Annotated in this window: 22 protein-coding genes and 1 pseudogene; 11 read left to right on the top strand and 12 right to left on the bottom strand. The window is 63.0% G+C overall.

Going from position 1 to position 24,229, the window contains the following annotated elements:
• Entirely contained in the window at window positions 1–2,088 is a 2,088-nt protein-coding gene (locus BL8807_RS09445) for a bifunctional indole-3-glycerol phosphate synthase/tryptophan synthase subunit beta (protein ID WP_072726094.1), read from the bottom strand.
• Between the two features lie 356 nt (window positions 2,089–2,444).
• Between BL8807_RS09445 and BL8807_RS09440 the strand changes: the two genes are divergently transcribed.
• The 5 genes from BL8807_RS09440 (at window position 2,445) to BL8807_RS09420 (ending at window position 7,690) form a co-directional block, all read left to right on the top strand.
• Window positions 2,445–3,182, top strand: coding sequence for an ABC transporter ATP-binding protein (locus BL8807_RS09440; RefSeq protein WP_072726096.1), 738 nt, complete (start codon window positions 2,445–2,447; stop codon window positions 3,180–3,182).
• Window positions 3,183–3,235: 53 nt separating this feature from the next.
• Window positions 3,236–4,603: an FtsX-like permease family protein gene (locus BL8807_RS09435; RefSeq protein WP_158217138.1), complete on the top strand. Its 1,368-nt coding sequence runs from the start codon at window positions 3,236–3,238 to the stop codon at window positions 4,601–4,603.
• A 40-nt stretch (window positions 4,604–4,643) separates the two neighbouring features.
• Window positions 4,644–5,930: a sensor histidine kinase gene (locus tag BL8807_RS09430; protein ID WP_083570232.1), complete on the top strand. Its 1,287-nt coding sequence runs from the start codon at window positions 4,644–4,646 to the stop codon at window positions 5,928–5,930.
• On the top strand, window positions 5,923–6,597 hold the full coding sequence (locus tag BL8807_RS09425) for a response regulator (RefSeq protein WP_072726102.1): 675 nt from the start codon (window positions 5,923–5,925) through the stop codon (window positions 6,595–6,597). Before BL8807_RS09430 ends, BL8807_RS09425 begins: the two co-directional genes overlap by 8 nt.
• A 91-nt stretch (window positions 6,598–6,688) precedes the next feature.
• The gene (locus tag BL8807_RS09420) at window positions 6,689–7,690 is read left to right on the top strand and encodes a DUF5131 family protein (protein WP_072726105.1); all 1,002 of its coding nucleotides are present in this window, start codon (window positions 6,689–6,691) and stop codon (window positions 7,688–7,690) included.
• A 195-nt stretch (window positions 7,691–7,885) separates the two neighbouring features.
• Here the strand turns inward: BL8807_RS09420 and trpE are convergent, their stop codons facing one another.
• The 3 genes from trpE to hisF form a co-directional block, all read right to left on the bottom strand.
• Window positions 7,886–9,442, bottom strand: a complete 1,557-nt coding sequence (trpE, locus tag BL8807_RS09415) for an anthranilate synthase component I (protein ID WP_072726107.1) — start codon at window positions 9,440–9,442, stop codon at window positions 7,886–7,888.
• A 162-nt stretch (window positions 9,443–9,604) separates the two neighbouring features.
• Window positions 9,605–9,982 (bottom strand): phosphoribosyl-AMP cyclohydrolase, encoded by a 378-nt coding sequence (hisI, locus tag BL8807_RS09410; protein WP_072726109.1) that lies wholly within the window; start codon window positions 9,980–9,982, stop codon window positions 9,605–9,607.
• Between the two features lie 144 nt (window positions 9,983–10,126).
• Window positions 10,127–10,897, bottom strand: coding sequence for an imidazole glycerol phosphate synthase subunit HisF (gene hisF / locus BL8807_RS09405; protein WP_072726111.1), 771 nt, complete (start codon window positions 10,895–10,897; stop codon window positions 10,127–10,129).
• A 152-nt stretch (window positions 10,898–11,049) separates the two neighbouring features.
• On the opposite strand from hisF, the gene BL8807_RS09400 reads away from it, so the two are divergent.
• From BL8807_RS09400 to BL8807_RS09385, 4 genes are all read left to right on the top strand, one after another.
• Window positions 11,050–11,742 carry a putative ABC transporter permease gene (locus BL8807_RS09400; RefSeq protein WP_072726113.1) on the top strand — a complete coding sequence of 231 codons (693 nt, stop codon included), beginning with the start codon at window positions 11,050–11,052 and terminating at the stop codon, window positions 11,740–11,742.
• A 277-nt stretch (window positions 11,743–12,019) separates the two neighbouring features.
• A complete protein-coding gene (locus BL8807_RS09395; protein WP_226847327.1) occupies window positions 12,020–12,679 on the top strand; it encodes a M15 family metallopeptidase in 660 nt (219 codons plus the stop codon).
• A 105-nt stretch (window positions 12,680–12,784) separates the two neighbouring features.
• Window positions 12,785–13,570, top strand: coding sequence for a response regulator transcription factor (locus BL8807_RS09390; RefSeq protein WP_072726238.1), 786 nt, complete (start codon window positions 12,785–12,787; stop codon window positions 13,568–13,570).
• Window positions 13,571–13,700: 130 nt separating this feature from the next.
• Window positions 13,701–14,840: a sensor histidine kinase gene (locus tag BL8807_RS09385; RefSeq protein WP_072726115.1), complete on the top strand. Its 1,140-nt coding sequence runs from the start codon at window positions 13,701–13,703 to the stop codon at window positions 14,838–14,840.
• A 104-nt stretch (window positions 14,841–14,944) separates the two neighbouring features.
• On the opposite strand, the gene rlmN is transcribed toward BL8807_RS09385, so the two are convergent.
• The 7 genes and pseudogenes from rlmN to BL8807_RS09350 form a co-directional block, all read right to left on the bottom strand.
• Window positions 14,945–16,123 (bottom strand): dual-specificity RNA methyltransferase RlmN, encoded by a 1,179-nt coding sequence (gene rlmN / locus BL8807_RS09380; RefSeq protein WP_072726117.1) that lies wholly within the window; start codon window positions 16,121–16,123, stop codon window positions 14,945–14,947.
• A 193-nt stretch (window positions 16,124–16,316) separates the two neighbouring features.
• Window positions 16,317–17,224: pseudogene (locus tag BL8807_RS09375) on the bottom strand (phosphatidate cytidylyltransferase).
• Between the two features lie 243 nt (window positions 17,225–17,467).
• Entirely contained in the window at window positions 17,468–18,022 is a 555-nt protein-coding gene (gene frr / locus BL8807_RS09370) for a ribosome recycling factor (RefSeq protein ID WP_072726121.1), read from the bottom strand.
• A gap of 68 nt (window positions 18,023–18,090) precedes the next feature.
• Complete coding sequence (gene pyrH / locus BL8807_RS09365) at window positions 18,091–18,840, bottom strand: UMP kinase (protein WP_072726124.1); 750 nt, start codon at window positions 18,838–18,840, stop codon at window positions 18,091–18,093.
• Window positions 18,841–18,956: 116 nt separating this feature from the next.
• A complete protein-coding gene (locus tag BL8807_RS09360) occupies window positions 18,957–19,802 on the bottom strand; it encodes a Fic family protein (RefSeq protein ID WP_072726126.1) in 846 nt (281 codons plus the stop codon).
• 106 nt (window positions 19,803–19,908) lie between these two features.
• A complete protein-coding gene (locus BL8807_RS09355) occupies window positions 19,909–20,631 on the bottom strand; it encodes an AAA family ATPase (RefSeq protein ID WP_083570236.1) in 723 nt (240 codons plus the stop codon).
• 234 nt (window positions 20,632–20,865) lie between these two features.
• Window positions 20,866–21,729 carry an AAC(3) family N-acetyltransferase gene (locus BL8807_RS09350; RefSeq protein ID WP_072726130.1) on the bottom strand — a complete coding sequence of 288 codons (864 nt, stop codon included), beginning with the start codon at window positions 21,727–21,729 and terminating at the stop codon, window positions 20,866–20,868.
• Window positions 21,730–21,817: 88 nt separating this feature from the next.
• Between BL8807_RS09350 and BL8807_RS09345 the strand changes: the two genes are divergently transcribed.
• Both BL8807_RS09345 and BL8807_RS09340 read left to right on the top strand, forming a co-directional pair.
• Window positions 21,818–22,375 (top strand): helix-turn-helix domain-containing protein, encoded by a 558-nt coding sequence (locus BL8807_RS09345; RefSeq protein ID WP_072726132.1) that lies wholly within the window; start codon window positions 21,818–21,820, stop codon window positions 22,373–22,375.
• Window positions 22,366–23,178: an aminoglycoside 3'-phosphotransferase gene (locus tag BL8807_RS09340; protein ID WP_211278303.1), complete on the top strand. Its 813-nt coding sequence runs from the start codon at window positions 22,366–22,368 to the stop codon at window positions 23,176–23,178. Before BL8807_RS09345 ends, BL8807_RS09340 begins: the two co-directional genes overlap by 10 nt.
• A 109-nt stretch (window positions 23,179–23,287) precedes the next feature.
• Here the strand turns inward: BL8807_RS09340 and BL8807_RS09335 are convergent, their stop codons facing one another.
• Window positions 23,288–24,214 (bottom strand): ketopantoate reductase family protein, encoded by a 927-nt coding sequence (locus BL8807_RS09335; RefSeq protein ID WP_072726134.1) that lies wholly within the window; start codon window positions 24,212–24,214, stop codon window positions 23,288–23,290.
• Window positions 24,215–24,229: the final 15 nt, after the last annotated feature.

Genomic DNA, 24,229 nt, shown 5'->3' with positions numbered 1-24,229 from the left:
TCAGGCGACCGTGTCGCCGTGCGCGCCGGTGACCTCCAACGCGGCGCTCTGCTCGTCGGTCAGATAGCCGAACCATTTGCCGGCGGTGGCCATGTCCTTGTCGCCGCGGCCGGAGACGTTGATCACGATCACCGGATTCTCATAGCCCTTGGCCTTGAGGTCGGCGGCGGCCTTGAAGGCGCCGGCGACGGCGTGCGCGGATTCGATGGCGGGGATGATGCCTTCGGTCTGGCTCAGATCCCTGAAGGCGTTCATGGCCTCCTCGTCGGTGGCGTAGTCGTAGGTGACGCGGCCGATCTCCTTGAGCCAGGCGTGCTCGGGGCCCACCGAGGCGTAGTCGAGGCCGGCGGAGATGGAATACGTGTCCAGCGTCTGGCCCTCGTCGGTCTCCAGCAGGTAGCTTTTGGCACCTTGGAACATGCCGAGCTGGCCGGTGCCGGGCGCGAAGCGGATGGCGTGCCTGCCGGATTCGGGACCGTGCCCGCCGGCCTCGTAGCCGTACAGGTTCACGCGTTCGTCGTCGAGGAAGGCGTTCATCGCGCCGATGGCGTTGGATCCGCCGCCCACGCAGGCGCACACCGCGTCGGGATGGTCGATGTCGTACCAGTCGTTGAGCTGCTCCTTGATCTCCTCGCCGATGACCTTCTGGAAGTCGCGCACCATGGACGGATACGGATGCGGGCCGCACACCGTGCCGAGCAGGTAATGGGTGTCGGCCACGTTGGTGACCCAGTCGCGCAACGCCTCGTTGATGGCGTCCTTGAGGATCATGTCGCCGGTGGTGACCTCCACGACCTCCGCGCCGAGCATGCGCATGCGGGCCACGTTGAGGGCTTGGCGGCGGGCGTCGATCTGACCCATGTAGACGCGGCATTTGAGGCCGAGCATCGCGCATACGGTGGCGGTGGCCACGCCGTGCTGGCCGGCGCCGGTTTCGGCGATCACGCGCGTCTTGCCCATACGCTTGACGAGCAGCGCCTGGCCGAGCGCATGGTTGATCTTGTGCGCGCCGGTGTGGTTGAGGTCCTCGCGCTTCAAGAACACGCGCGCGTTGATGCCGACCCGCTCGTTGAGCATGGCGGCGAAGCGCGGCGCCTCGGTCAGCGGGCTCTGGCGGCCGACGTACTGCTTCTGCAACCTGGCGAGCTCCTTATGGAATTCGGGGTCGGCCTTGGCCTGCTCGTATACGGTTTCGAGCTCGTCGAGCGCGTGGATCATCGCCTCGGGCACGTAGCGGCCGCCGAACGGGCCGAAATACGGGCCGTCGTGTTCGCTCAACGGGGTGGTTTCGGATGCTTTCACAATCTCTCCTGCCTTCACAAGACGGCTCACCGCCATCACATGGTCGTCGGCGGTGGCCACGCCCTCGCCGACCAGCACCGCGTCGGCTCCGGCGCGGGCGTAGTCCTCCAATTCGACCGTGCCGAACACGCCGGATTCGGCGACGCGGATCACGTCGTCCGGCAGATCGTCGGCCAGTTCGCGGTATTTGCCCACATCGACCTTGAGGTCTTTGAGGTTGCGGGCGTTGATGCCCATCACCTTCGCGCCGGCTTTGACGGCACGCTGGATCTCCTCGCGGGTGTGGGTTTCGACCAGCACGGTCATGCCCAGCTCGTGCGCGAGGTCGAGCAGACGCTTCAGGGTCTCGTCGTCGAGCGCGGCCACGATGAGCAGGATGATGTCCGCTCCGTGGGCGCGCGCCTCCCAGACCTGGTAGTCGTTGACGATGAAGTCCTTGCGCAGCACGGGGATGGCGACGGCGGCCTTCACCTGGTCGAAGTCGTCGAGGCTGCCGAGGAACCGGCGCCCCTCGGTCAGGCACGAGATCGCGCTCGCGCCTCCGGCCTCGTATTCGCGGGCCAGCGCGGCCGGATCGGGAATGTCGCTCAGATGGCCTTTGGAGGGGCTGGCGCGCTTGATCTCGGCGATCACGGGGATGCCGTCGGCGCGCTTGAGCCATCGTTTGGCGTCGAGCGGAGCGGGGGCCTGGGCCGCCCGTTCCTTGAGTTCGGCGAGGCTCACCCGCGCTTCGCGCGCCTTGGCGTCCTCGACGGCTCCCGCCACCAATTCGTCAAGTACCGACATGTCTCTCCCTTTGGTTTGCGTCATTGGGTTTTCAAGCCACACTGTATGCGATGGGCATGAGCGGCGGCGGCACTCGTCTTAAAATGTGAGGATTTTCGACTTTGGCGAATGTCTCGAAAGGGCTCGGAGGTACTGATCACGGGAAAACATCGGTTCTGGCACTCATGATGCTCTTATCGAATGGATCCCTGACAGGGATTGGCCCGTGAGCAGCATTTAATTGCCGCCATCTGGAGATGGCAAAGCGGTGATCGACGTTGATTGTGCCGGTCCGGCTTGGAAGAATCATTGTTACCGCGCGGGTATCCGTCCACCATCGACACCGTCCACCACGGACAATGATCTGAGAAGGGGCTATGAAACACACCTATACTTCCGTTGGCCGGCAGGAACAATTCCCGATCCACGCATCCGGCCTATGCAAACGGGTTTCTCCTAGGAAAGGGGAGACCATCACCCTCCTGGACAACGTGGAGTTCACCGCGCCATGGGGAGCCATGACCGGCATCGTGGGACCGTCGGGCAGCGGCAAATCAACCCTGCTCTACTGCCTCGCCGGACTCGAGCCCGTTAGTTCGGGCCAGGTGGACATCCTGGGGCAGCGCGTCTCGTCCATGGGACCCGCCGCGTCCGCCCGATTCCGCCGCGAACATCTGGGTTTCGTTTTCCAGGCCTACAATCTGGTGCCTTCTATGAGCGTGGAGGACAACCTCAAGCTGCCCTTCACCCTGCGTAACGCCCGTTGGCCTCAGTCCCGGGTATCCGGCGTGCTGACCAGACTGGGCATCGACGGACTCGTCAAAACCAACGTGACGCTTCTGTCGGGAGGCGAACAGCAGAGGGTCGCCCTGGCCCGCACCTTGCTCTCCGACCCCGATGTCATCTTCGCCGACGAACCCACCGGCGCACTCGACCGGGACACCGGCAACCGAGTCGTCGACGAGCTTGCCGCCTTCGCCAATCACCCGGGACACGCGGTCGTCATGGTCACCCATAGCGCTCAAGTCGCCTCCCGATGCGACACCGTCGTGCGACTCAGCGATGGGCGCATAGCCACAGCCGACAGGGATTCCATACTGAGAGCAGGTGTCTGATGCGACTCATCCTCCGAGACTTGCATGACGCGCCCCTGGCCTGGAGTGGCGTCATGCTTGTGCTGACCGTCTCGCAAACCATGCTGGGTCTGCTGGCCATGATGCTCTCATCGGCCCGAGCGCTTGGAGACCTGCCCGGTATGGACGAACAGAGCCGGACGGCCTATCAGAATCTGATGATTCCCTTCGTGGCTCTCCTCGTCGCCGCGGTGCTGATCATCCTGCAGGTCGTCTCGTCGGTGATCACGCAGCGGCGCCGCAACCTCGCCCTTCTGGCTCTGCAGGGAGCCACGCCGTGGCAGCTCACCGCATTGACCTGCCTGCGAGTGCTCATCCTGGCGCTTGCGGCCAGTCTGATCTCCCTAGTGGCGTCCTTCCTGCTGGCCAGGCCTCTCTACGCGTGGGAGACTTCGCAGTTCCTGATCGGCCGACAGCCTTTTATCGCCAGCCACCAGTTCACCTCCTGGGCCGCGGGCACGGTATGCGGAGTGGCGGTGGCTTTGGTCGGCACGCTGTTGACCATCAGGACCATCAGCCGGATCAGTCCGGTGGAATCCCTGCGTGCCGCCATCGCCCCGCCGAAAACGATCGGCTGGATGCGGCGCATCCTCGCCTCACTGTGCCTATTGGCCGCCTTGGCGTTCATGCTGGTGCCGGTCATGCAGGCGCAGTCCATCCCCGCCGACCAACTCACCCGCCTGCACACCGCCGAGCCCATCCTCCCCATCGGTATGGGCAGCACGTTCGGCTTCGTGCTCCTGCTGGCGGCGATCTGCCTGGCCGGTCCCGCGTTGCTGGGCGTGGTCACGAGCTGCTGGACCGGAATCATCGCCCCGCACGTCCCCTCCTGGCTGGTGGCATGCCGGCAGGCCGGCAGCCGCATGCGCAACCTCAGCTCAACGGTCATACCCTTGGCCGTGGGTGTGTCTTTGCTGATGATGACCGACTCCTTCTACCTGACCAGCACCGAATCCAGCCGTCTGCTTCCTCCCAACCTAGAGGTCGACAGCTCCGATTTCTCCATGCTCATCACCCTCCTTGGCCCCGCGCTGGTCGTCACGCTGGCCGGGGTGTGCGCCGGCTATCTCATCTCGGCCCACGGCCGGAGCCTGGACCTGTCTCTTGTGGCGATCACAGGCGCCGATCCGGGGCAACTCGAGCTCATGTCCGCCTTCGAGGGGCTCATCATGGCGACGACCACTGCCCTGGTGTCTTTCGTCTCCAGCCTCCTGCCGATCGTCGTGTATGCCGAGGGCTTCCGCAAAATCTTCGGCGTCTCACACATCGGCATACCATGGATCCACTGGGCACTGGTCTACCTCATCCTCGCCGCGGCGGCATCGCTGGCGTCATGGGCCACAGTGCGCAGGACGGTACGCCGGTCCCCCGCCGCCGTGATAGCACGGTACACTGGCGAGTGAGTCCGAGCTTCCTCGGCATGCTCCATGAGGGGGAGGCGCAATGAACGTCATGACAACCGACCTGTTCAGAATTCTTGGCAAACTCCACGTGGACAGATTCGTCATGCCCATCCTGAGCATGCTCTATACGGCCCTCTATATCAGTGCGCCGCTCTTTCCGCCGGACTGGGCCGAACGCATTCCTCTGCTTATGTGGAAGACGGTCATCGCTCTGTTCGGTCTCCTGTGTTCCTGCCTGTTGTACTGGAGCAGGCGGGCACCCCTGTGCGTCACCACCATCGAGGCCTTGGCATACATCGGCCTGTCGGCCGTCACCTCGGACGGAAGTTTCCTGATACCTCTGGTGGGAGCGCTCTATTTCTGCGTCTCCCTGTCCCCGGCGAGCAAGGCGGTCGCGGGGATATGCGAGACCGTCATAGCCGTCAGCGTGGTCACCTTCGCCATGCATGACGGTAGCGCGCTCTTCCTTGAATGGGCGGCCCGCATGGCGGCTGTCTCGGCCGTCATAGCCGCCGCCATCGCCGTCAGAGTCTACCGGATATGGCGCGATGCCGAACGGCGCGCGGACCGGGAGCGCGTTCGCGCCGAGATGCTCGCAAAGCAAAGGAACCAGGCCATATCCCGCGCCCAGGTCGCCGCAGAACTGCACGACAGCGTGGGGCACGACCTGACCACGATCATCGCGTTGGCCCAAGGCTTCGCGGAAGCGACCGATATCGGCGAACTGCACGCCGCACTCAAGGACATCGGCCAAGTCGCAAGGGAAGGATTGGCCGACACCCGCCATGCCGTCCATACCCTGGTCCAGCGCCACGAGGAGTTTTCCCGGGAAGATGGTGCGATGGAAGCAGCCCAGGCGTCCGGTTCCCGGAGCGGATTCGGTTCGACGCCGCATTCACTCGACGAGACCGACACCGTGGTCGCCCATGCCCGCGCGGCGGGCCTGGCCGTGGTCCTCACCGAAACAGGCCGTCGACGCCATGACCCAAAACAGGACAACCTCTGCTTCATCATCTGCAGAGAGGCGATCACCAACACGCTCCGGCATGCATCGGAGCCAACCACCATCATCCTTTCCCGGGACTACGGAGACGACGGCACCCTCCACATCAGCATCCATGATGACGGGCATATGAGCGAGCATCCCGGGGCCGACCGGAAGACACCCGTCAAAGACCACCCGGGAATCGGACTGAAGCAAATCGGCGAACAATGTCTGCTGGCCCATGGAAGCCTGAGCTATGGGCCAGACGAGAACGGGGGCTGGACGGTGAAAGCCACCCTGCCCTCCACCGGCAAGAAGAAGGAGGAGGATCCCCATGATTGACGTGATGCTGGTCGATGACATCACGCTCCTTCGCAAGGGGCTGACACGCATGATCGAGGCTGACCCGGGCCTACGGGTCGCTAATCAGGCGTCAAACGGCCAGGAGGCGGTGGCCATGCTGCGCGAGCTCGAGAAAACCGGACGGCCGCTGCCCCACGTGATTCTCATGGACGTCCGCATGCCCGTGATGGACGGTATCAGCGCCACCGCGATCATCTCCAAAGAGTTCCCCACCGTCCGCACACTGATCCTGACCACCTATGACGAGGACGACTACGCATTCACCGGGCTGCATGCAGGAGCCTATGGATTCCTGCTTAAGGACGTGTCCACCCGGGATCTCCATCGGGCCATCCACGCCGTGGCCGACGGCGACGCGGTGCTCACCCCACGCATCACCGCGGAGATCATCAACCGGGACAGGGCGCACGCCCGCCGCAACGATGACGATGCTCAGGCCAGGCGACAGCTCGGCAGGCTTACCCCAAGGGAGTATGAGATCGCAGGGCTGATCGCGCAGGGGCTATCCAACCAGGAGATAGCCCAGCGCCTCACCATCGAGGTCGCCTCCGTCCGACGATACGTCAGCCGCATCCTCGACAAGACCGGCCTGCGCGACCGCACGCAAATCGTCATCGCCTGGTTCCGATCCGGCGCAACCAACTAGACACCCGACCGCAAGTCAAGCATGGAGTCCGCGTTCCGTTTGGAAGCTTATAGTTGGATATCGAACAGTTGTTTGAATAAGGAGAGCGGAGATGGCCACACATGACATCTGGAACCCATGGCATGGGTGCCATAAGGTGTCGGCGGGCTGCCGCAACTGCTACATGTTCCAGCTCGATGCGCAGCGTGGCGTCACCATGCCATCCACGGTGGTGCACCGCACGCAGGAATTCGACAAGCCGTTGAAGAAGGACCGGCACGGCGATTTCAAAATCAAGGCCGGCGAGCGGATCCGCGTGAACATGACCTCGGACACCTTCGTCGAGGAGGCCGACGAGTGGCGCGACGAGATGTGGGATATCATCAGGCGGCGCTGCGACGTGGTGTTCTACATCCTGACCAAACGCCCCGAACGCATCGCCGGGCATCTGCCGGCGGATTGGGGCGAGGGGTACGAGAACGTGATCCTGCACATCACCACGGAGAACCAGAACATGTTCAACCGTCGCTGGCCGGTGTTCGAAGCGATTCCCGCCAAACACAAGGGACTGACGCTGGCGCCGCTGCTGGGGCCGATCGATTTAGGGCCGGCGTTGGAGTCGGGTCAGATCGAGCAGGTCGAATGCGGCGGCGAGAACTATGCGAACCCGCGACCCTGCGATGTGGCGTGGGTGTACGACATCGCCGCGCAATGTCTCAAGCATACGACCAACTTCTGCTGGTACGAGTCCGGCACCGACCTGCGCTGGCACGGGCGGCCGCTACGGAACCTGCCGTGGAAAACCGAACAGTCGCGCTTCGCGTTCCTCGCCGGCACCAACCGCAAACATCACGACGTCCGCTTCCGCCTGTTCGATCCGGTCTATCACCGGGAGCTGGACGACGACGAGCTCTACCATCCGCGGTACAACGATTCGCGCTGCCTGTTCTGCGCGAGCCGCATGATCTGCAACGGATGCAACGGCAGCGACCACTGCCCGAAGGATCTGCGCTTCGTCCCCGTCGAGGAGCTGGAGCGAATCGAGGCGGGCAAGCATGACGAGATGATGCGCTGGTTCCATTCCGGCGAGCATTGGATCCGCACCAAAGCCTGAAGATGCTTCGACTCCGCTGCGCTCCGCTCAGCATGACGCAGTACTCAACAGTAGGAGATCCTTCGACTCCGGGCTACGCCCTCCGCTCGGGATGACGAAAACAAAAAACGTCATCCCGAGCAGGGCGGCGTTCCTTCCTCGTCATCCCGAGCGCAGTCGAGGGATCTAAGGCCCGCTACCCGACGATGACGGGTATCACGCGCTCCGCAGTTGGGCGGCGACCTGCACGGCTTCGACGCTGGCGCCGGCCTTGTTGCGGGTCTCCTGCCATTCGGTGGCGGGCACGGAGTCGAGCACGATGCCCGCGCCGGCCTGCACGCTCGCCTCATGGTCGCGCAGGAACGCGGTGCGGATGGCGATGGCCATGTCCATATTGCCGGAGAAGTCGAAGTAGCCGACAGTGCCGCCGTAGATGCCGCGGTCGGCGAGCTCCAGCGCGTCGATGATCTCGATGGCGCGCGGCTTGGGCGCGCCGGACAGCGTGCCCGCCGGGAAGGCGGAGGTGAACACATCGAAGGCGGTCATATCGGGATTCACACGGCCGGTGACCGTGGAGCAGATATGCATGATGTGGCTGAATCGCTTGATGTCCATCAGGCTGACCACCTCGACGGATTCCGGCGCGCATACGCGGCTCAAATCGTTGCGGGCCAGATCGACCAGCATGATATGCTCGCTGCGCTCCTTCGGATCGGCGAGCAGCTCCTTGGCCAACGCCTCGTCCTCCTCCACGGTGGCGCCGCGCGGGCGGGAGCCGGCGATCGGGAAGGTCATGGCATGGCCGTTGTCCACCTTGATAAGGGTCTCCGGACTGGAGCCGATCACGTTGAAGTCGCGGCCCTCGGCGTCGGTAAGCGCCATGAAGTACATGTACGGGCTGGGGTTGAGGGTGCGCAGCACGCGGTACACGTCGAAGGGGTCGGCCGGGGAGTCGATGTCCACACGCTGGGAGATGACCACCTGGAACACGTCGCCGTCGATGATGTGCTGTTTGGCGACCTCCACGGCCCGCTCATAGTCGCCTTTCGGCGTGCGGAAGCGCAGGTCGGGCTGGGCGACGGACGGATCGAGCACGCTGACGCGGGCCTCGCCGGGCGTGGGCGTGGCGGAGTTGCGCTGCATCGCGTCAAGCCGGGCGATGGCCTCGTCGTAGACGATGTCGGCGCGCGTGGGCCTGTCGTCGAAGTTGACCGCGTTGGCGATCAGCCACACCGATCCGGAGACGTGGTCCACCACGGCGATGTCGGTGGCGAGGGCGAGCACCAATTCCGGCTGTCCGGTCTCGTCGGGGGCTTCGGCGCGCAGGGTCGGCTCCCAATGGCGGATCGCATCCCATCCGACCGACCCGACCAGACCGCTGGTCAGATTCGGCAGGCCCTCCACACGCGGGGCCTTGAGGGTTTTGAGCGCGGCGTGGGCGACCTCGATCACGTCGCCTTCCTTCGGCACGCCGACCGGCACTTGGCCGAGCCAGTCGGCCCGACCGTGGTTGGAGCGCAGCTGGGCGATCGAGTCGACGCCGATGAAACTGTAGCGGCTCCATGATCCGCCGTATTCCGCCGATTCGAGGATGAACGTGCCGGAACGTCCGCCGGCGAGCCGCTCGTAGAAGCCGACCGGCGTGAGCGAATCGGCGAGCAATCGGCGCACGATCGGCACCACACGGTAGCCTTGGTCGGCGAGCTCATGGAACTGCGCGCGGTCGGGCCAGGTCTCGCCCCACTGCAGATGTTCGACGCTGCATTCGCTCATGGCGGCTCCTTCCGTCTCCCGCGTCTTGCGCGCGGACTTCCGTCATGGACAAGCGCGCCGCTCCCATAACGGGTTTCATGGTGTTCTGAACGACTACCCTACCCGATGTCGTTCGCTTATGGCTGCTCCGGCCGTCGGACGTGTGTTCGGCGGACCGTCCGGCTACGGACGGTGGCCTTGCGTGACCGGCAGCGGGCCTCCTTCGAGGAAGCAGCTGCGTTTGCCGGTATGGCAGGCGGCGCCCACCTGGTCGACCTCGACGAGCAGCGCGTCGCCGTCGCAGTCGAGAGAGACGGCCTTGACGTACTGGGCATGTCCGGAGGTGTCGCCCTTGCGCCAGTATTCCTGGCGGGAGCGCGACCAGAAGGTCACGCGGCCTTCGGTGAGCGTGCGGCGCAACGCCTCGTCGTTCATATAGCCGACCATCAGCACCTCACGGGTGTCGTGCTGCTGCACGACGGCCGCGACCAGTCCTTTGTCGTCGCGTTTGAGACGCGCGGCGATGCGCGGATCCAGCGTTTCGCTGTTGTCGTATTCCATTCGTACCTCCTGCCGTTCCCTCGCGCGGCGAGGGAGGCGGCGTTATGTTCGCTCGTCGTCCGTTCGCCGGACGTTGACGGCACCCGTCGGCGTCCTCGCGCCGTGGCCAAGCGCCTTCATCCCGTCCGGCGGATGGGTTCCGCTTCAGCGGACCGTGTATCCCGCGCCCTTGATGGCGTCCTTGACCTCGCGGATCGACACCTTGCCGTAGTGGAAGATCGACGCGGCGAGCACCGCGTCGGCGCCGGCCTCGATGGCTGGCGGGAAGTCGGAGGCCTTGCCGGCGCCGCCGGAGGCGATGATCGGAATCCTCACCTCGCTGCGTACGGCGCGGATCATCTCCAGATCGAAGCCCTGCTGCGTGCCGTCGGCGTCCATCGAGTTGAGCAGGATCTCGCCCGCGCCCAGCTCCTCGGCCCGCTTGACCCACCAGATCGCGTCGATGCCGGTGGATTTGCGGCCGCCCATCGTGGTGACCTCGAAGCCGGAGCACGTATGCTGCTCGCCTTTCTCACGGCGGGCGTCCACGGAGAGCACCAGCACCTGGTTGCCGAAGCGTTCGGACACACGGCTGATCAGCGTCGGATCGTTGATGGCGGCCGTGTTGACGCCGACCTTGTCCGCTCCGCAGCGCAGCAGCGAATCCACATCCTCGGGGCTGCGCACGCCGCCGCCGACGGTCATGGGTATGAACACCTGCTCGGCGGTGCGGCTCACCACATCGACCATGGTGCTGCGGTGCGAACTGGACGCGGTCACGTCAAGGAACGTAATCTCGTCCGCTCCCTGACGGTAGTATTCGCCGGCCAATTCGACCGGATCGCCCGCGTCACGCAGGTTCTCGAAATGCACGCCCTTGACCACACGACCCGCGTCGACGTCCAGGCACGGAATCACTCGAACCGCCAGCGACATACTGCTCTCCCCTTAGGTTGGATTACTTTCAGCTTGATGACGACCTTCAGGTTACCGGCCCAACGTTACAACGATGCGCCCGTTCCCGCATGGTGGGCCGACTTTTCCCCACGCAGTGCCATGATGGAAGGCAGGAAGGTCGGAGGAATCGTATGGAACCAGTGATCGAGCGCACCCTGCGCCGCGGGCGCGAAACCCTTGCCGCCGTCAACGATGTGGAGCGGCTGTATCTGCGCGATTGGATGGATGTGGTGTTCATCTACGCGATCAGCGGATTCGTCGGAACTTTGCACGAGACCTGTTGGACGCTGTTGTCCAAGGGCGTGTTCGAGGACCGCAGCGGGTCGATCCTCTCCCCGTTCAACTATGTGTACGGGCTGGGCGCGCTGGCGATTTTCTTCGCTCTGCGCGGCCTGCGCAAAGGGCATCAGGTGTTCATCGTGGGCGCGCTGCTCGGCGGCGTGCTCGAGTATTCGATGAGCGTGATCCAACAGTATCTGCTGGGCAGCCGTTCCTGGGATTATTCGCAGCTGCCGTTGAATATCGGCGGACGCACCACCGTGCCGTTCATGCTGTTCTGGGGATTGCTGTGCTTCGTCATCGTGCGGTGGATCCTGCCGTTGATGCTTCACGTGGTGCATGCCATCGACGACGACCATCGCAGAACGATCGCGGTCATCCTGCTGGCATGGATCGCCGTGGATTACTGCGTGACGCTGCCGGCCATCTTCCTGTACGCGCAACGGGCCGACGGATTCTCGGGCGGCGGATGGTTCGCCGACGTGATCAACACCGTGTTCAACGATGCGTTCATGCGCCGGCACTTCCCCAATATGAGGGTGTGAGATGGGCGGGGTCGCACGGACGGTGGCTCCGGCACCATCCGTGCGACCCTTCAAACGCCCCGAATCGCACAAAAAGACGTATGGATCCTTGAGATTTCGCCAATTCGGCATGTGATGTCATGTTCGGTTGATGTGAGGAAAAGTCGCACGACGCTTTTCTCCCGCCTCCTCCGTGCGAAGGCCGCCCTTCATCGCTTCTTCATGATTCCTTTATAAGGTCTCATAAGCCGCCGGGCCACGGCCTCATAGGGTGGCGGATATGAGAAGCAAACATCTGATGACATGTCTCGCGATCGCGGCATCGCTGATCGCGGTGTTCACCGGCGCATGGTTCGCCGCCCAAACGGACACGACGGTTCCGACGATTCCGCAGGCCACGTATTCCAGTCAGCAGTGGAATCTCATCGTCGTGAACCGATGGAACGCCATCCCCGACGACTATCCCACACCGACCCTGACCGAACTGGACAACGGCGAACGCGTCGACGCACGCGTCTACGAGGATCTGCAACGCATGTTCGATGCGATGCGGGCGGATGGACTCGACCCGGAGGTCACCGCCGGATTCCGCACGCGCAAGGTGCAGCAGCGACTGATGGACGAGAAGATCGCCGAATACCGCGAACAGGGACTGTCCTCGAAGGACGCGAAGGAACAGGCCGAGCAGTGGGTGGCGATTCCCGGCACCAGCGAGCATGAGATCGGCTTGGCGGTCGATATCAACACGCGCGATTCCACCGGTGCCGCCGACAGTCAGGACGTGTACGCCTGGCTGGCCGACAACGCCTGGCGATACGGGTTCATCCTGCGCTACCCGAGCGATAAGACCGATGTCACCGGCAATATGTACGAGCCATGGCATTACCGGTACGTGGGGATCGACGCCGCGTACGCCATGCACGGCACCGGCCAATGCTTGGAGGAATACACGCGATAGACGCCGACGTTCATGGATTCTTCATCATTCGCCGCCTGTGTCGCGTTCGGAAGACCGCTCGAATCGATTAGCGTGGGTGTCGGATGCCGAAGGAAAGGAACGATGATGGGATGCCAGTCCAGCGGGGTCGCCACGGGAGGCGCGAACGGCGCGACCATACTGGTCGTGGATGACGAGCGGGAGATCGCCGATCTGGTCGCGCTGTACCTTGAGGCGGAGGGGTTCGCGACTCAGGTGCGCTATGACGCCGAGACCGCATTGGCCGCCATCAATGAGCGTCCGTTCGATCTGGCGGTGCTGGACGTGATGCTGCCGGGCGTCAACGGTTTCCAGCTCTGCCGTGAGATCCGCAAACGCCACACGTATCCGGTGATCATGCTCACCGCCAAGGATGCCGAGGTCGATAAGATCGCCGGACTGAATTTCGGCGCGGACGATTATCTCACCAAGCCGTTCCGCCCGTTGGAGCTGGTCGCCCGGGTCAAGGCGCAGCTGCGTCGACGTCGGCAATACGATGCCGGATTGCAGGCTGGTCCCATGCCAGGCGTGCCGGAAGCGACTGCCTCCCGCGCGGGCGCGTCCGCCGCTTCCGGCGTACTGTCGTATCGGGGTCTTGAGCTCAACGCGCTCACGCATGAATGCACGGTGGACGGCGATCCGGTGCAGCTGACGCCCACCGAGTTCGCGATCGCGCGCGTGCTGTTGGAGCGTCTCGGCCAGCCGGTGAGTTCGGAGGAGATGTTCCACGAGCTGTGGGGCGACGAAACCTATATCAAAACCAGCAACACGATCAGCGTGCATGTGCGCCATCTGCGCGAGAAGTTAGGAGACAACGTTGACAGGCCGACCTATATCCGCACCGTTTGGGGCATCGGATACAAAATCGGGTGAGATGCCCGTCGGATATGACGTCCCCTCCGCGGGCGGCGCGGCACGCCCACCCCGCACGGACGGGACTCCCCAATCTCGTACGCGGAACGACCGTCCAGGACATCAGGAGGGGACCCGCCTGGCGCAGGGCATGCTGCTACGCGTCGCCGTCATGCTCGCCGTGGCGGTGGCCGCCGTCGGCTTCTTCGCGCTCACGTGGGATTCCAACACGCTGTACAACGTTCTGGTCCTGTCGCTGGGCATGTCCGACGAGCAGGCGCTGGGACTGCTCGCGCTGATGCGTAACAACTCGCTGCCGTTGCTGATCGCCGTCGCGGCCATGGTGCTGTTCGTCGGATACCAGGCGTCGTTGAAACCGTATTGCGTGCGCTACTTCAGCGCGCTGTCCCACGGCATCGACGCACTGACGGACAGCGGCCGGACCGACATCGCGCTGCCTGCGAAGATGGCGCAGACCGAGACCAAGCTCAACCAGGTCAAACACGAGTTGGAACGGCGGGATATGGAGGCGCGGCTCGCCGAGCAGCGCAAGAACGATCTGGTCATGTATCTCGCGCACGACATCCGCACGCCGTTGACCTCGGTGATCGGCTATCTGAGTCTGCTCGACGAGGTGCCGGACATGCCCGACGCGCAGCGCCGCAAGTATATCGGCATCGCCCTGCGCAAGGCGCAACGGCTGGATACGCTCACCGACGAGTTCTTCGACATCACGCGATACAACATGCAGACCATCGCCTTGGACCGGCAGCGGCTCGATCTGACGACGCTGCTTCTCCAGCTGAGCGAGGAGTTCCATCCGCAACTGGAGGAGCATGGCAATACGGTGCGTCTGGATCTGCCGCAGCGGCTTGAGGTCGACGCCGACGCGCAGAAGCTGGCGCGCGTGTTCAACAATCTGCTGCGCAACGCGATCTCCTATGGCACGCGGGGCACCGACATCGCCATCCAAGCGTGGGACGACCCCGCCCAGGGGATGGCCTGCGTGTCGGTGTCGAGCGTCGGGCGGACGATTTCGCCGGACAAACTGACGCGCATCTTCGACAAGTTCTATCGCCTTGACGACTCGCGCGGCAGCTCGTCCGGAGGTTCCGGGCTGGGACTGGCCATCGCCAAACAGATTGTGGAGCTGCATGGCGGCGCGATCGGAGCGTCCAGTGTCGATGGGACCACCACATTCGTGGTGTCGCTGCCGACCGGGGTCGCACGGCAGGCCGACCCGATCGCGTCCGTGCGACCCTCGAGCGGCTTCGAAACGCACACGAAATGATGAAAAACGCCGTAAATCCGCCGATCAGGCTTGTGAGGCCATGTGCGATTGGTGTGCGGAAAGGTCGCACAAGCCAACCGACGGGAGGACTTCGTGCGAAGGCGTCACCGCTCCTTGGCCGCCAGCTGGCCGCAGGCGCCGTCGATATCCTGGCCGCGGGTGTCGCGTAGGGTGGCGGTGATGCCGGCGGCATGCAGGATCTCCAAGAACCGCGCCTCATCCTCCGGTTTGGAGGCGGTCCATTTCGACCCCTCGATCGGATTGAGCGGAATCGGGTTGACGTGCGCCCAGTTATCGCCGTAATGGTTGAGCCGCTTGGCCAACAGCCGCGCATGTTCGGCCTGGTCGTTGATGCCGCGCATCAGCGCGTATTCGATGCTCACGCGGCGTTTGGAGGCCAGCCAGTAGTCATGCGCGGCGTCAAGCACCTGCGTGGTGTTGAAGCGTTTGTTCATCGGCACGAGTTCGTCGCGCAGCTCGTCGCTCGGCGCATGCAGCGAGACGGCCAGACGCACCGGAATGCCCTCGGCGGTGAATTTCCTGATGCCGGGAACCACGCCGACGGTGGAGACGGTGATGTTGCGCGCGGAGATGCCGAATCCCTCCGGCGGCATGGCGGAGATCTGACGCACGGCGGACAGCACGGACCTGTAGTTGCCCATAGGCTCGCCCATACCCATGAACACGATGTTGCTCAAGCGTCCCGGGCCGCCCGCGACCTCGCCGTCGCGCATCATCTTGGCGGCGACGCGCACCTGTTCCAGGATCTCGCCGGTGGACATGTTGCGGGTGAGTCCCAGTTGGCCGGTGGCGCAGAACGGGCATCCCATGCCGCAGCCGACCTGCGAGGAGATGCACAGCGTGGTGCGCGTCGGGTAGCGCATGAGCACGGATTCGATCAGCGAGCCGTCGAACAGCTTCCACAGGGTTTTGATGGTGGTGCCTTCGTCGGCCACCTGACGGGTGACCTCGGTGATGAGTTCGGGGAAGAACGCGGCGGCCGCCTCCTCGCGCTTGGACGCGGGGAAATCTGTGAATTCGGCGGCGTTCACATCGAAGTGGCCGTAATAGTGGTTCGCGAGCTGTTTGACGCGGAACTTCGGCAGGCCGAGCTTTTTCGCCGTCTCGACGCGCTCGTCCTCGGTCATGTCGGCGAAATGCACGGGCGGCTTGCCGCGCCGTGCGTGGTCTTTGGAGAGCACGTCGCGGAACGCGCCGGAGGTGCCGCCGGGGGTGATGCCGGTTTCGGGCTGCTCGGTGGTGGGAATGGTGGTTTCGCTCATGGTGCCTCTTTGACGTTGGTTGAGATCCCTCGACTGCGCTCGGGACGACGGTGGTAACTACGTTCGGGATGACGGTGGTAGCTGCGCTCGAGATACGTTGGTGATGATTATTCGTCATGCTGAGCGGAGCGTAGCGAAGTCGAAGCATCTCCGCAGGCTGACATTGGTAGCTGCGCTCGGAACGACGGGATGGTTATAGACCGGTCACCCACAGCAGCGCGCACATGAAAGGCGCGCTCATCAGGATGGAGTCGACGCGGTCCATCACACCGCCATGCCCTTTGAGCAGATGCCCCATGTCTTTGAGTCCCAGATCCCTTTTGATCATGGACGCGCACAGGTCGCCGAAGGTTCCCACCGCGCCCACCAGCACGCCGGCGACGATGGGAACCCACCAGCGGGTGGCCCACACGTCCGCGTCATAGGTGCAGAAGAACACGGCGAACGCGCCCACCATGGCGAACAGCATTGATCCGGCAAGTCCCTCCCATGATTTCTTGGGGAAATGCGCGGCGAGAGTTTGTGCTTGCCCAGCCATGCGCCGGCGAACAGGCCGCCGGTGTCGGAAAGCGCGGGCAGGAACACCAGCATGATCGCGTGGGCGACGGGATGATCCCCCGGCAGCGAGATTACAATGCAGGAGGCGAGCAGTGGAATGTACAGGACGGTGAGGATGGAGACCGCCACATGCGACAGGCGGCTGTGCTGCTGCTCTCCCCCGTCGTGGTTGAAGGAGGATTCCAAACGCGCGCCGGCCTCGGTCTGGGAGAGTTTGCCGGCCACCGCAAGCGACAGGCGGTTGCCGAAGCTCAGTTTGGCGGTGGCGGCCAGAGAGACCAGCATCAGCGACATCAGGATGCACAGCGCGGCGGCTTCGAGATGGTAGGGCGAATAGTAGGTGGCGAACAGGGTGACCGACGAGCATACCCACAGCATGATCACGGGGATGTGCAGGCCTACGGTGGCGAAGTCGACGCGCAGCTCCCACAAGGCGAGGATCATGAACACGACGATCAGCGCCACGAACAGGTCGATGCTGATCAGCAGGCAGGCGAGGATCAATATGACAAGGGCCGCGCCGGTGGCGATCGCCTGCGGCATATTGCGTCCGGTTTTCTTGTTGATGTTGTCGAGCGTCTCCTCGGCGTTCCTCTCCAACTGTTCGTTGCGTTCCATCAAGTCCTCCAGCATCGTCAATCTGTGACCACTATAGCGTGAGGCTGGGCGTTAACAGGATTCTTTCGTCCTGTCGCGCGCCCAGCCTCACATCGATCCGGAAGGTCCGCCACTCAAAACCGTCAGAGATGTCACCATCGTCCGGTTATCGAGAGGGGATGGTCCGTCTCAGACCTCCATGATCTCCTTCTGCTTGGCTTCCAGCAGCGCGTCGATCTCGTCAGTGATCTGCTTGGTGACCTTGTCGAGGTCCTTGAGCAGACGGTCGCCCTCGTCCTCGCCCATGTCGCCGTCCTTGACGGACTTGTCGATGGTTTCCTTGGCCTTGCGGCGGATGTTGCGCACGGCCACCTTGCCGTCCTCGGCCTTGGTCTTGGCGAGCTTGACGTATTCCTTGCGGCGCTCCTCGGTGAGTTCCGGCATGGTCAGGCGGATCACATTGCCGTCGCGGTTCGGGCTCACGCCGAGGTCGGAGTTGCGGATCGCCTTCTCGACCGCCGCGGCCTGGGAGACGTCGAACGGGGTGACGGAGAGGGTGCGCGGCTCGGGCACGCCGATGGAGGCGACGGCCTTGATCGGCGTGGGGGAACCGTAGTAGTCCACCATGATGCCGTTGAGCAGCGCCGGGTTGGCGCGGCCGGTGCGGATGCCGGCGAAGTTGTCCTTGGTGTTTTCGATGGTCTTGGCCATCTGGTCTTTGGCCTGGTCGATGAGGGTTGCCATGTGGTGCTCCTTTGTGGATGTGCGGTTCTGCTGCGAACGCTGGTTGGTTTATCTGGTGGTGGACTGGATTATTCGGCCACGCGTGATTCCGCGGTGGAGACGATGGTGCCGATCTCCTCGCCGATGAGGGCGCGGGTCACGTTGCCTTCGCCTTCGAGTCCGAAGACGCGGATGCGCTGCTTGTTGTCGCGGGCCATCGACAGGGCGGAGGCGTCCATGACGGCGAGGTTGTCGACGAGGGCGCGGTTGTAGCTCAGGGTTGCGAAACGCTTGGCGTTCTCATCCTTGCGCGGGTCGGCGGTGTAAACGCCGTCGACGCCGTTCTTGCCCATCAGCACTTCGTCGCAGTGGATTTCGAGCGAACGCTGAATGGAGACCGTGTCGGTGGAGAAGTACGGCATGCCGGCACCGGCACCGAAGATCACCACACGGCCCTTCTCGAGATGACGGATGGCTTTGAGCGGAATGTACGGCTCGGCGACCTGGCCCATGGTGATGGCGGTCTGCACGCGGGTGGCCTGCCCCTCCTGCTCCAGGAAATCCTGCAGCGCGAGGCAGTTCATCACCGTGCCGAGCATGCCCATGTAGTCGCCGCGGGAGCGGTCGATGCCGGCCTGCTGGAGTTCGGCGCCGCGGAAGAAGTTGCCGCCGCCGACCACGATCGCGACCTCGACTCCTTGGTTCACCGCGGGAACGATCTCCTCCGCGATACGGCGGACCACATGCGTGTCGATTCCGACCTTGCCGCCGCCGAACGCCTCGCCGGACAGTTTGAGCAGAACCCTGCGGGGCTTGTCGCCTGCGTCTTCGCCAGTCATACGTTGCCTTTCTCTTGAGGCTCAGGAATTACCGATTTCCAAGCATATCGGCTATTCGCGACGGCCGTCCGCACGACGCGCACACAACGGCTGCGGCGCTGCTCCACAGCGTCGTCTCACCTTCCATACGCATCGATCATGGAAGCGAAATCCAAGTCCCGTCGTCTGCGCGACTCCGCATCGTCAAGGCTCCAACAATCGCGATAGTCGACATCGATTTCGCCGGCAGCAAACCGGCTCAGCAGCTCGTCGCGGTAGAAGTCGCGCTCGCTGAGCAGCAGATCGACCAGATATCCCGGCTGTTGCGGGAAATTCGTCAGCGCGCGCACATACAGATTGCGGTTCTCGTCGCGGATAAGCGGCGGCACCGTGCCGATGCGCAGGCATTCCTTGAAGAGCAGCAGACGTCCGACGCGGCCGTTGCCATCGGAGAAGGGATGAGTGCGTTCGAACATCCAGTGCATGCTCGCGATGTCGTACGGGTCGTCCCGCAGGGCGACGCAGGCCGCGAATACCTGACGCATGCAGTCGGGGACCCGTTCCGGCGGGGCCGTTTTGATCTGGGCCAGCGCGCCGATCACATTCGCGCGGGTTTTGTATCCGCCCACGTTATAGCGCTCCGGATCCGCCTCCTGCATGGTGCCGTGCTTGAGCATCGCATGCAGATGGCACACCAGATCCTCATCCACAGGATCGTCGACATGATCGAGCAGCCACGAGAACGCGCGGAAATGGTTCGCCGTCTCCACCGCGTCGTCCACCCGCACCTGTTTGTCGGTTTCAGGCAGGAACGCGCCCGTCTCGAAGATCTGCGCCGTCTGTTCCGCGCTCAGCGTCGACCCTTCCATATGGTTCGAATTGAACGACAGCAGCACCTGCGTGAGATAGTACAGACCGTGGCTCTCACGCGCGTCGCGTTCGCGGCGCAGTCGCTCAGCTATCGACTCATGTAGCTCACCCATACCGTTCATTGTTCCACAACCGTCCGTCCTTCCGAAAGACATGACGTCTGCGCGCAGTTCATCGGATTTGAATCGTGCGGCCGGCGTCTGCATGACAAGAGGTGCGCTATATCTCGTCGATAAGGTGACGGAGCAGCGACTCGCGGCGGCTGATGATCATGTCGGTGATGCGGTACGACTCGGTGTCCTCATAGGAGATGGGATGCATCCGACCATCGTCGAACGAGAGAATCGTGGCGTTTGGCAAGGCGAGCAGCACCGGCGAATGGGTGGCGATGATGAACTGCGAACCGGCTTGCGCGAGTTCGGACAGCAACGCCAGCAACGAAAGCTGACGCTGTGGGGAAAGCGCGGCCTCGGGCTCATCCATCACACAGAGACCCGGACCGCTGAACGACTGTATCCAACTCATAAAGCTTTCGCCATGGGATTGCTCGTGCAGTCTCGCGCGCGCATCGGACCTGCCGACGGCGTATTCGCGCGCCTTGGTGGCCATGGTGAAGAAGCTTTCCGCGCGCAGGAAGTAGCTGGACTGAGTCAACGACCGTTGCCGCTCCACGAGTACCGCATCGGCCAGTTCGGACACATCGTCGTAGGTGGAGAAGCGGTAGTTTCGAGTGCCGCCTTCCGCATTGAATCCGCAGGCGAGCGCGATCGCTTCCAGCAGCGTGGATTTGCCGGATCCGTTCTCCCCCACAAAGAACGTCACCGGCGCGTCGAATGTCACCTCATCAACGTCCTGTAACGCCGTGATGCCCCGCACATAGGAGTCGTCAGGCAACGCGTTCCAATCAATACGCACCCGACGTACAAACAACGGTGATCCCATGTGCCCCACCATACCTCGAACATACCGCGACGTTCAAAACGCATTGCCGCATCACCACCACAGGCAGCGACATCCCTCGAATATCCGTCTGTCAAGTCTGTCGAGGGTCAGCCAAATGTGCGCGGAAAGCCTGTTCGCTGTGGGGTTCTCAGCTTCGACATGCCGAGTATCGATAAACACCACGGTAAGCGCAATCGTCAATGCTTCCGAACATTAGATAAGGCGCTTCACGAATCACGTTGAAATGAGTTCATGATCACGGGCGCGATAGTAGTCCTGGGCGGCGTCCACCAGCGTTCGGATGGGGAATGCGAGGATCTGCGCGCCGCCGACGCTCGTTCGACGGATCGCATCGCCGTGCTTGGCGAGGAAGTGTTCGCCGAATCGGGAGAAGTCCTCGTAGCGGTCGAGTTCCACGGTGTCGAAGGTGATCCATTCGACCGCGCGCTCACCGGTACCGGCCTCGATTCGCGCGACCGGCGCGGTCTCTTGGATGAGCGGACGCCCGATCAGCGATTCGGCGTGGTGGATGGCCGTACAGGATTCGAAGTCGGTTCCGAGGAAAATCACTTTGCCGTCCAGTTCGCACAGTCTGGCGATGGGGCTGTTCTCGCCGAACGGCATATCGTATACGCCGCTGCCGGCGGCGTCCTGACCATCCGCGATCCCGCACAGCCAGTCGGCGTGCGCGCCCCATGCGCTCATCGAATACAACGGATGACCGCTGCGGCGGGTGCCGGGCAGCGCGCGGAAATATTCCGGGGTGCGTCCCAATCCATGCACGGGCGTGGTCGCGGCGTCGAACGCAGGCAAGGCGTTGCGCACATCATCGACCAACGCCGCATCCACAGGCGGATATCCCCAGTATTGCGGATCGGACAGGTCCAAGCTCTGCGCCGACATCATGATGTCGCCTTCGCACAGCACATCCTTGAGCACATCGACCACGGTCTGCTCGCCGCCCGGTATGAATCCGAACGCGCTGAGTTTGGTGTGCACGAAGCATGAGTCCGTGCGCTCCAACCCCACCGCCGTCAACGCCTCGCGAAGCCGCGTCCCCGTGGCCACGGTCTCGATACAGGACTCATCCCAGGACATGGCAGGTCTCCTTCAGCGTTAGGAACAGCTCACAGCAGTAAGCTATCACCCAATATGCGGATGGACAACATACGCTATACTTGCAAATATGCAAGCCAACGAAGCGCTCAAGAAGCTGATGGAATTGACGGGGATGACAGCAGCCCAACTCTCGCGTGCCACGAATCTCGACGAATCCGTGGTCTCACGCACATTACACGGCAAGACGATCCCCCGCTTCGACACAATCGAGGAGGCGGCACGCGCCTTGGGCTATGAGGTGACGCTCACACCGCTTGAGCAAGTTACGATGCGATTGACCGGCGCGCCATCAATGCAGGAGCTCGTGGAAAGCATCCATACATACGCAGGCGATGCCGACCAGTGGTCACGGATTTCCGCCAGCATGCGTAATTTGTTCGAATTCCCCGATGAACAGCCAGTACGTTTCACGTCAGTCGCAAAGGACATGGACCGCAACTGGAGCGCGTTTATGGCCGGACTATACGATCACCAGCAATGGGCCATCGACCATGACACCACCTCTTTGCGACTGGACGAACCATGGACTCCCTTACGGAAAATATATCGTTCGGCCACACAACCGGACCCTGATTTCGCTCGATACAACGTCATCCTGCCGCGAGGAGAGCTGCAATGGAAATGACCCACGAACGCATCATGAGTCTTACGTTAGTCGACAATGTCGAAGTACCGCACTGGCTGGATGATTCGCTGGCTCATGCGCCCATGTTCGACAGCAGTTCGTCGCCCGAAGCGCGGGTGACGTTCATCGACCGCGAAGACGGCTTCTTTCTGAAACGCGCGGGATTGGGCGCTCTCCAACGCGAGGCCGAACTCACGAGATTCTTCCATGAACGCGGGCTCGCCGCCGAAACGCTGCGTTACGATCAGGATTCGCAGAGCGGCTGCGATTGGCTGCTCACCAAGCGATTGCCCGGCGAGGATTGCACCGCATCGCAATACATGGAACAGCCCGAACGTTTGGCCGATCTCATGGCCGAACGTCTGGCGGCCCTCCATACGATGCCGACCGACGGATGCCCGGTACCCGACCACACAACGCGATATCTGGAACGCGCCGATGAGGGATGGCGCATCGGATGCATCGATCCGTCGTTCTTCACCGACATGTTCGGTCCCACCTCACTCGACGAAATCCACCGCGTCATCATGGAACGCAAACATCTGCTGCATACGAACACGCTGCTCCACGGCGATTACTGCCTGCCGAACATCATTCTCGACGACTGGCGGTTCTCCGGTTTCGTGGATCTTGATTCCGGCGGCGTCGGAGACCGGCATGTGGACGTGTTCTGGGCATTATGGACTCTGCGGTTCAATCTGCATACCGACCGATACGACAACCGTTTCCTCGACGCCTACGGACGGGAGCAGATCGACCCCGACATCCTCCCGCTGATCGCCGCCATCGAAGTGTTCGGATGACGATGATCAGGATTCGGCGCGGTCGTCTTTGAGGGACCGCATAAGAGCTCGGCTACAGTAGGCGATGGTTTGGCGGTCTTCCTCGACGGTCCATGGATAAAACCATGATTCATGCGTCAAGAGCGCCGGCGTTGGCTTTGTCGATGGACGTGATGATGTCGTAGACGAAACGGCATACGGGAAGATCCACGCCGTATTCCCGCCCCATCCGCAGCGCCTCGCCCATGAACATATCGATCTCCGTCTGGTTCCCGTGCAGCACGTCCTGGACCATGCTGCGCATGCCGTCCGGATCGTAATCGTCGAAGAAGCCGTCCAGATCCCGTATGTCCCGCTGGGTCAGGCCCACGCCCATCGCCTCGGCGAGGGCTACGATCTCCCGCATGACGCACTCCATCGCGTCACGGGCTTCGGGGATTCGCTGGAACCAGCGGTGCCGTCCACGGAAGATGGCCTCCACCGTGTTGCAGGCGGCGTTGAGCATGTATTTGCGCCATATCTCCAGATAGATGTCGTCGCTGATCGCGCAGGGAACGGCGGCCGCGAACAGCGCGTGCGCGTCCTTGACCCTGCCGCTGACCGATCCGTCCTTCTCTCCTATGGCGATCTGCCCGACCGGTTTGAAGTCGACATGATTGCCTGACTTCTTCGCATTGATTTTGCTCATGCTGTAGACGACATGCTCCGCGCCGAACCGCCTCGCCAACGTCTCCTCGCTGGATAGGCCGTTGATCAGACTCATCAGCGTGGTGTGGTCGTCGATCTCCCGTGCGATGTCGTCCAGAATCCCTTGAAGCTGATAGCTTTTCACCGCCACGATCAGCAGATCCGGCGCGATCCGCCCCTCGCCCGGAGCGACCACGTTCAGCTCGTAGGATTCCCCGTTGATGACCATGCCGTCACGTTTGAGCCGCTCCGCGCGCTCCCCTGTCGCGATGACACGCACCCGATCCGCGCCCAGCGAGCGTCTTGCGGCATAGTAGGCGACGCTGCCCTCCGCGCCGAGTCCGATGATGCTTACCGTTCGTATTGCCATGATCCGCGCTCCTTT

It is taken from the genome of Bifidobacterium lemurum, from assembly GCF_014898175.1.
GTDB lineage: Bacteria > Actinomycetota > Actinomycetes > Actinomycetales > Bifidobacteriaceae > Bifidobacterium > Bifidobacterium lemurum.
The sequence above is the reverse complement of the archived record's forward strand: the minus strand, read 5'-3'. Positions and strand labels throughout refer to the sequence as shown.

Coding starts and splice junctions, on each gene's coding strand:
- pyrH (WP_072726124.1), bottom strand. CDS start 18,840: ATGACTGGCGAAGACGCAGGCGACAAGCCCCGCAGGGTTCTGCTCAAA.
- BL8807_RS09385 (WP_072726115.1), top strand. CDS start 13,701: ATGCTGCTACGCGTCGCCGTCATGCTCGCCGTGGCGGTGGCCGCCGTC.
- BL8807_RS09420 (WP_072726105.1), top strand. CDS start 6,689: ATGGCCACACATGACATCTGGAACCCATGGCATGGGTGCCATAAGGTG.
- BL8807_RS09440 (WP_072726096.1), top strand. CDS start 2,445: ATGAAACACACCTATACTTCCGTTGGCCGGCAGGAACAATTCCCGATC.
- BL8807_RS09425 (WP_072726102.1), top strand. CDS start 5,923: ATGATTGACGTGATGCTGGTCGATGACATCACGCTCCTTCGCAAGGGG.
- BL8807_RS09400 (WP_072726113.1), top strand. CDS start 11,050: ATGGAACCAGTGATCGAGCGCACCCTGCGCCGCGGGCGCGAAACCCTT.
- BL8807_RS09345 (WP_072726132.1), top strand. CDS start 21,818: ATGCAAGCCAACGAAGCGCTCAAGAAGCTGATGGAATTGACGGGGATG.
- BL8807_RS09430 (WP_083570232.1), top strand. CDS start 4,644: ATGAACGTCATGACAACCGACCTGTTCAGAATTCTTGGCAAACTCCAC.
- frr (WP_072726121.1), bottom strand. CDS start 18,022: ATGGCAACCCTCATCGACCAGGCCAAAGACCAGATGGCCAAGACCATC.
- BL8807_RS09435 (WP_158217138.1), top strand. CDS start 3,236: ATGCTTGTGCTGACCGTCTCGCAAACCATGCTGGGTCTGCTGGCCATG.
- BL8807_RS09335 (WP_072726134.1), bottom strand. CDS start 24,214: ATGGCAATACGAACGGTAAGCATCATCGGACTCGGCGCGGAGGGCAGC.
- rlmN (WP_072726117.1), bottom strand. CDS start 16,123: ATGAGCGAAACCACCATTCCCACCACCGAGCAGCCCGAAACCGGCATC.
- BL8807_RS09445 (WP_072726094.1), bottom strand. CDS start 2,088: ATGTCGGTACTTGACGAATTGGTGGCGGGAGCCGTCGAGGACGCCAAG.
- BL8807_RS09350 (WP_072726130.1), bottom strand. CDS start 21,729: ATGTCCTGGGATGAGTCCTGTATCGAGACCGTGGCCACGGGGACGCGG.
- BL8807_RS09360 (WP_072726126.1), bottom strand. CDS start 19,802: ATGGGTGAGCTACATGAGTCGATAGCTGAGCGACTGCGCCGCGAACGC.
- trpE (WP_072726107.1), bottom strand. CDS start 9,442: ATGAGCGAATGCAGCGTCGAACATCTGCAGTGGGGCGAGACCTGGCCC.
- BL8807_RS09395 (WP_226847327.1), top strand. CDS start 12,020: ATGACATGTCTCGCGATCGCGGCATCGCTGATCGCGGTGTTCACCGGC.
- hisI (WP_072726109.1), bottom strand. CDS start 9,982: ATGGAATACGACAACAGCGAAACGCTGGATCCGCGCATCGCCGCGCGT.
- BL8807_RS09340 (WP_211278303.1), top strand. CDS start 22,366: ATGGAAATGACCCACGAACGCATCATGAGTCTTACGTTAGTCGACAAT.
- BL8807_RS09390 (WP_072726238.1), top strand. CDS start 12,785: ATGGGATGCCAGTCCAGCGGGGTCGCCACGGGAGGCGCGAACGGCGCG.
- hisF (WP_072726111.1), bottom strand. CDS start 10,897: ATGTCGCTGGCGGTTCGAGTGATTCCGTGCCTGGACGTCGACGCGGGT.
- BL8807_RS09355 (WP_083570236.1), bottom strand. CDS start 20,631: ATGGGATCACCGTTGTTTGTACGTCGGGTGCGTATTGATTGGAACGCG.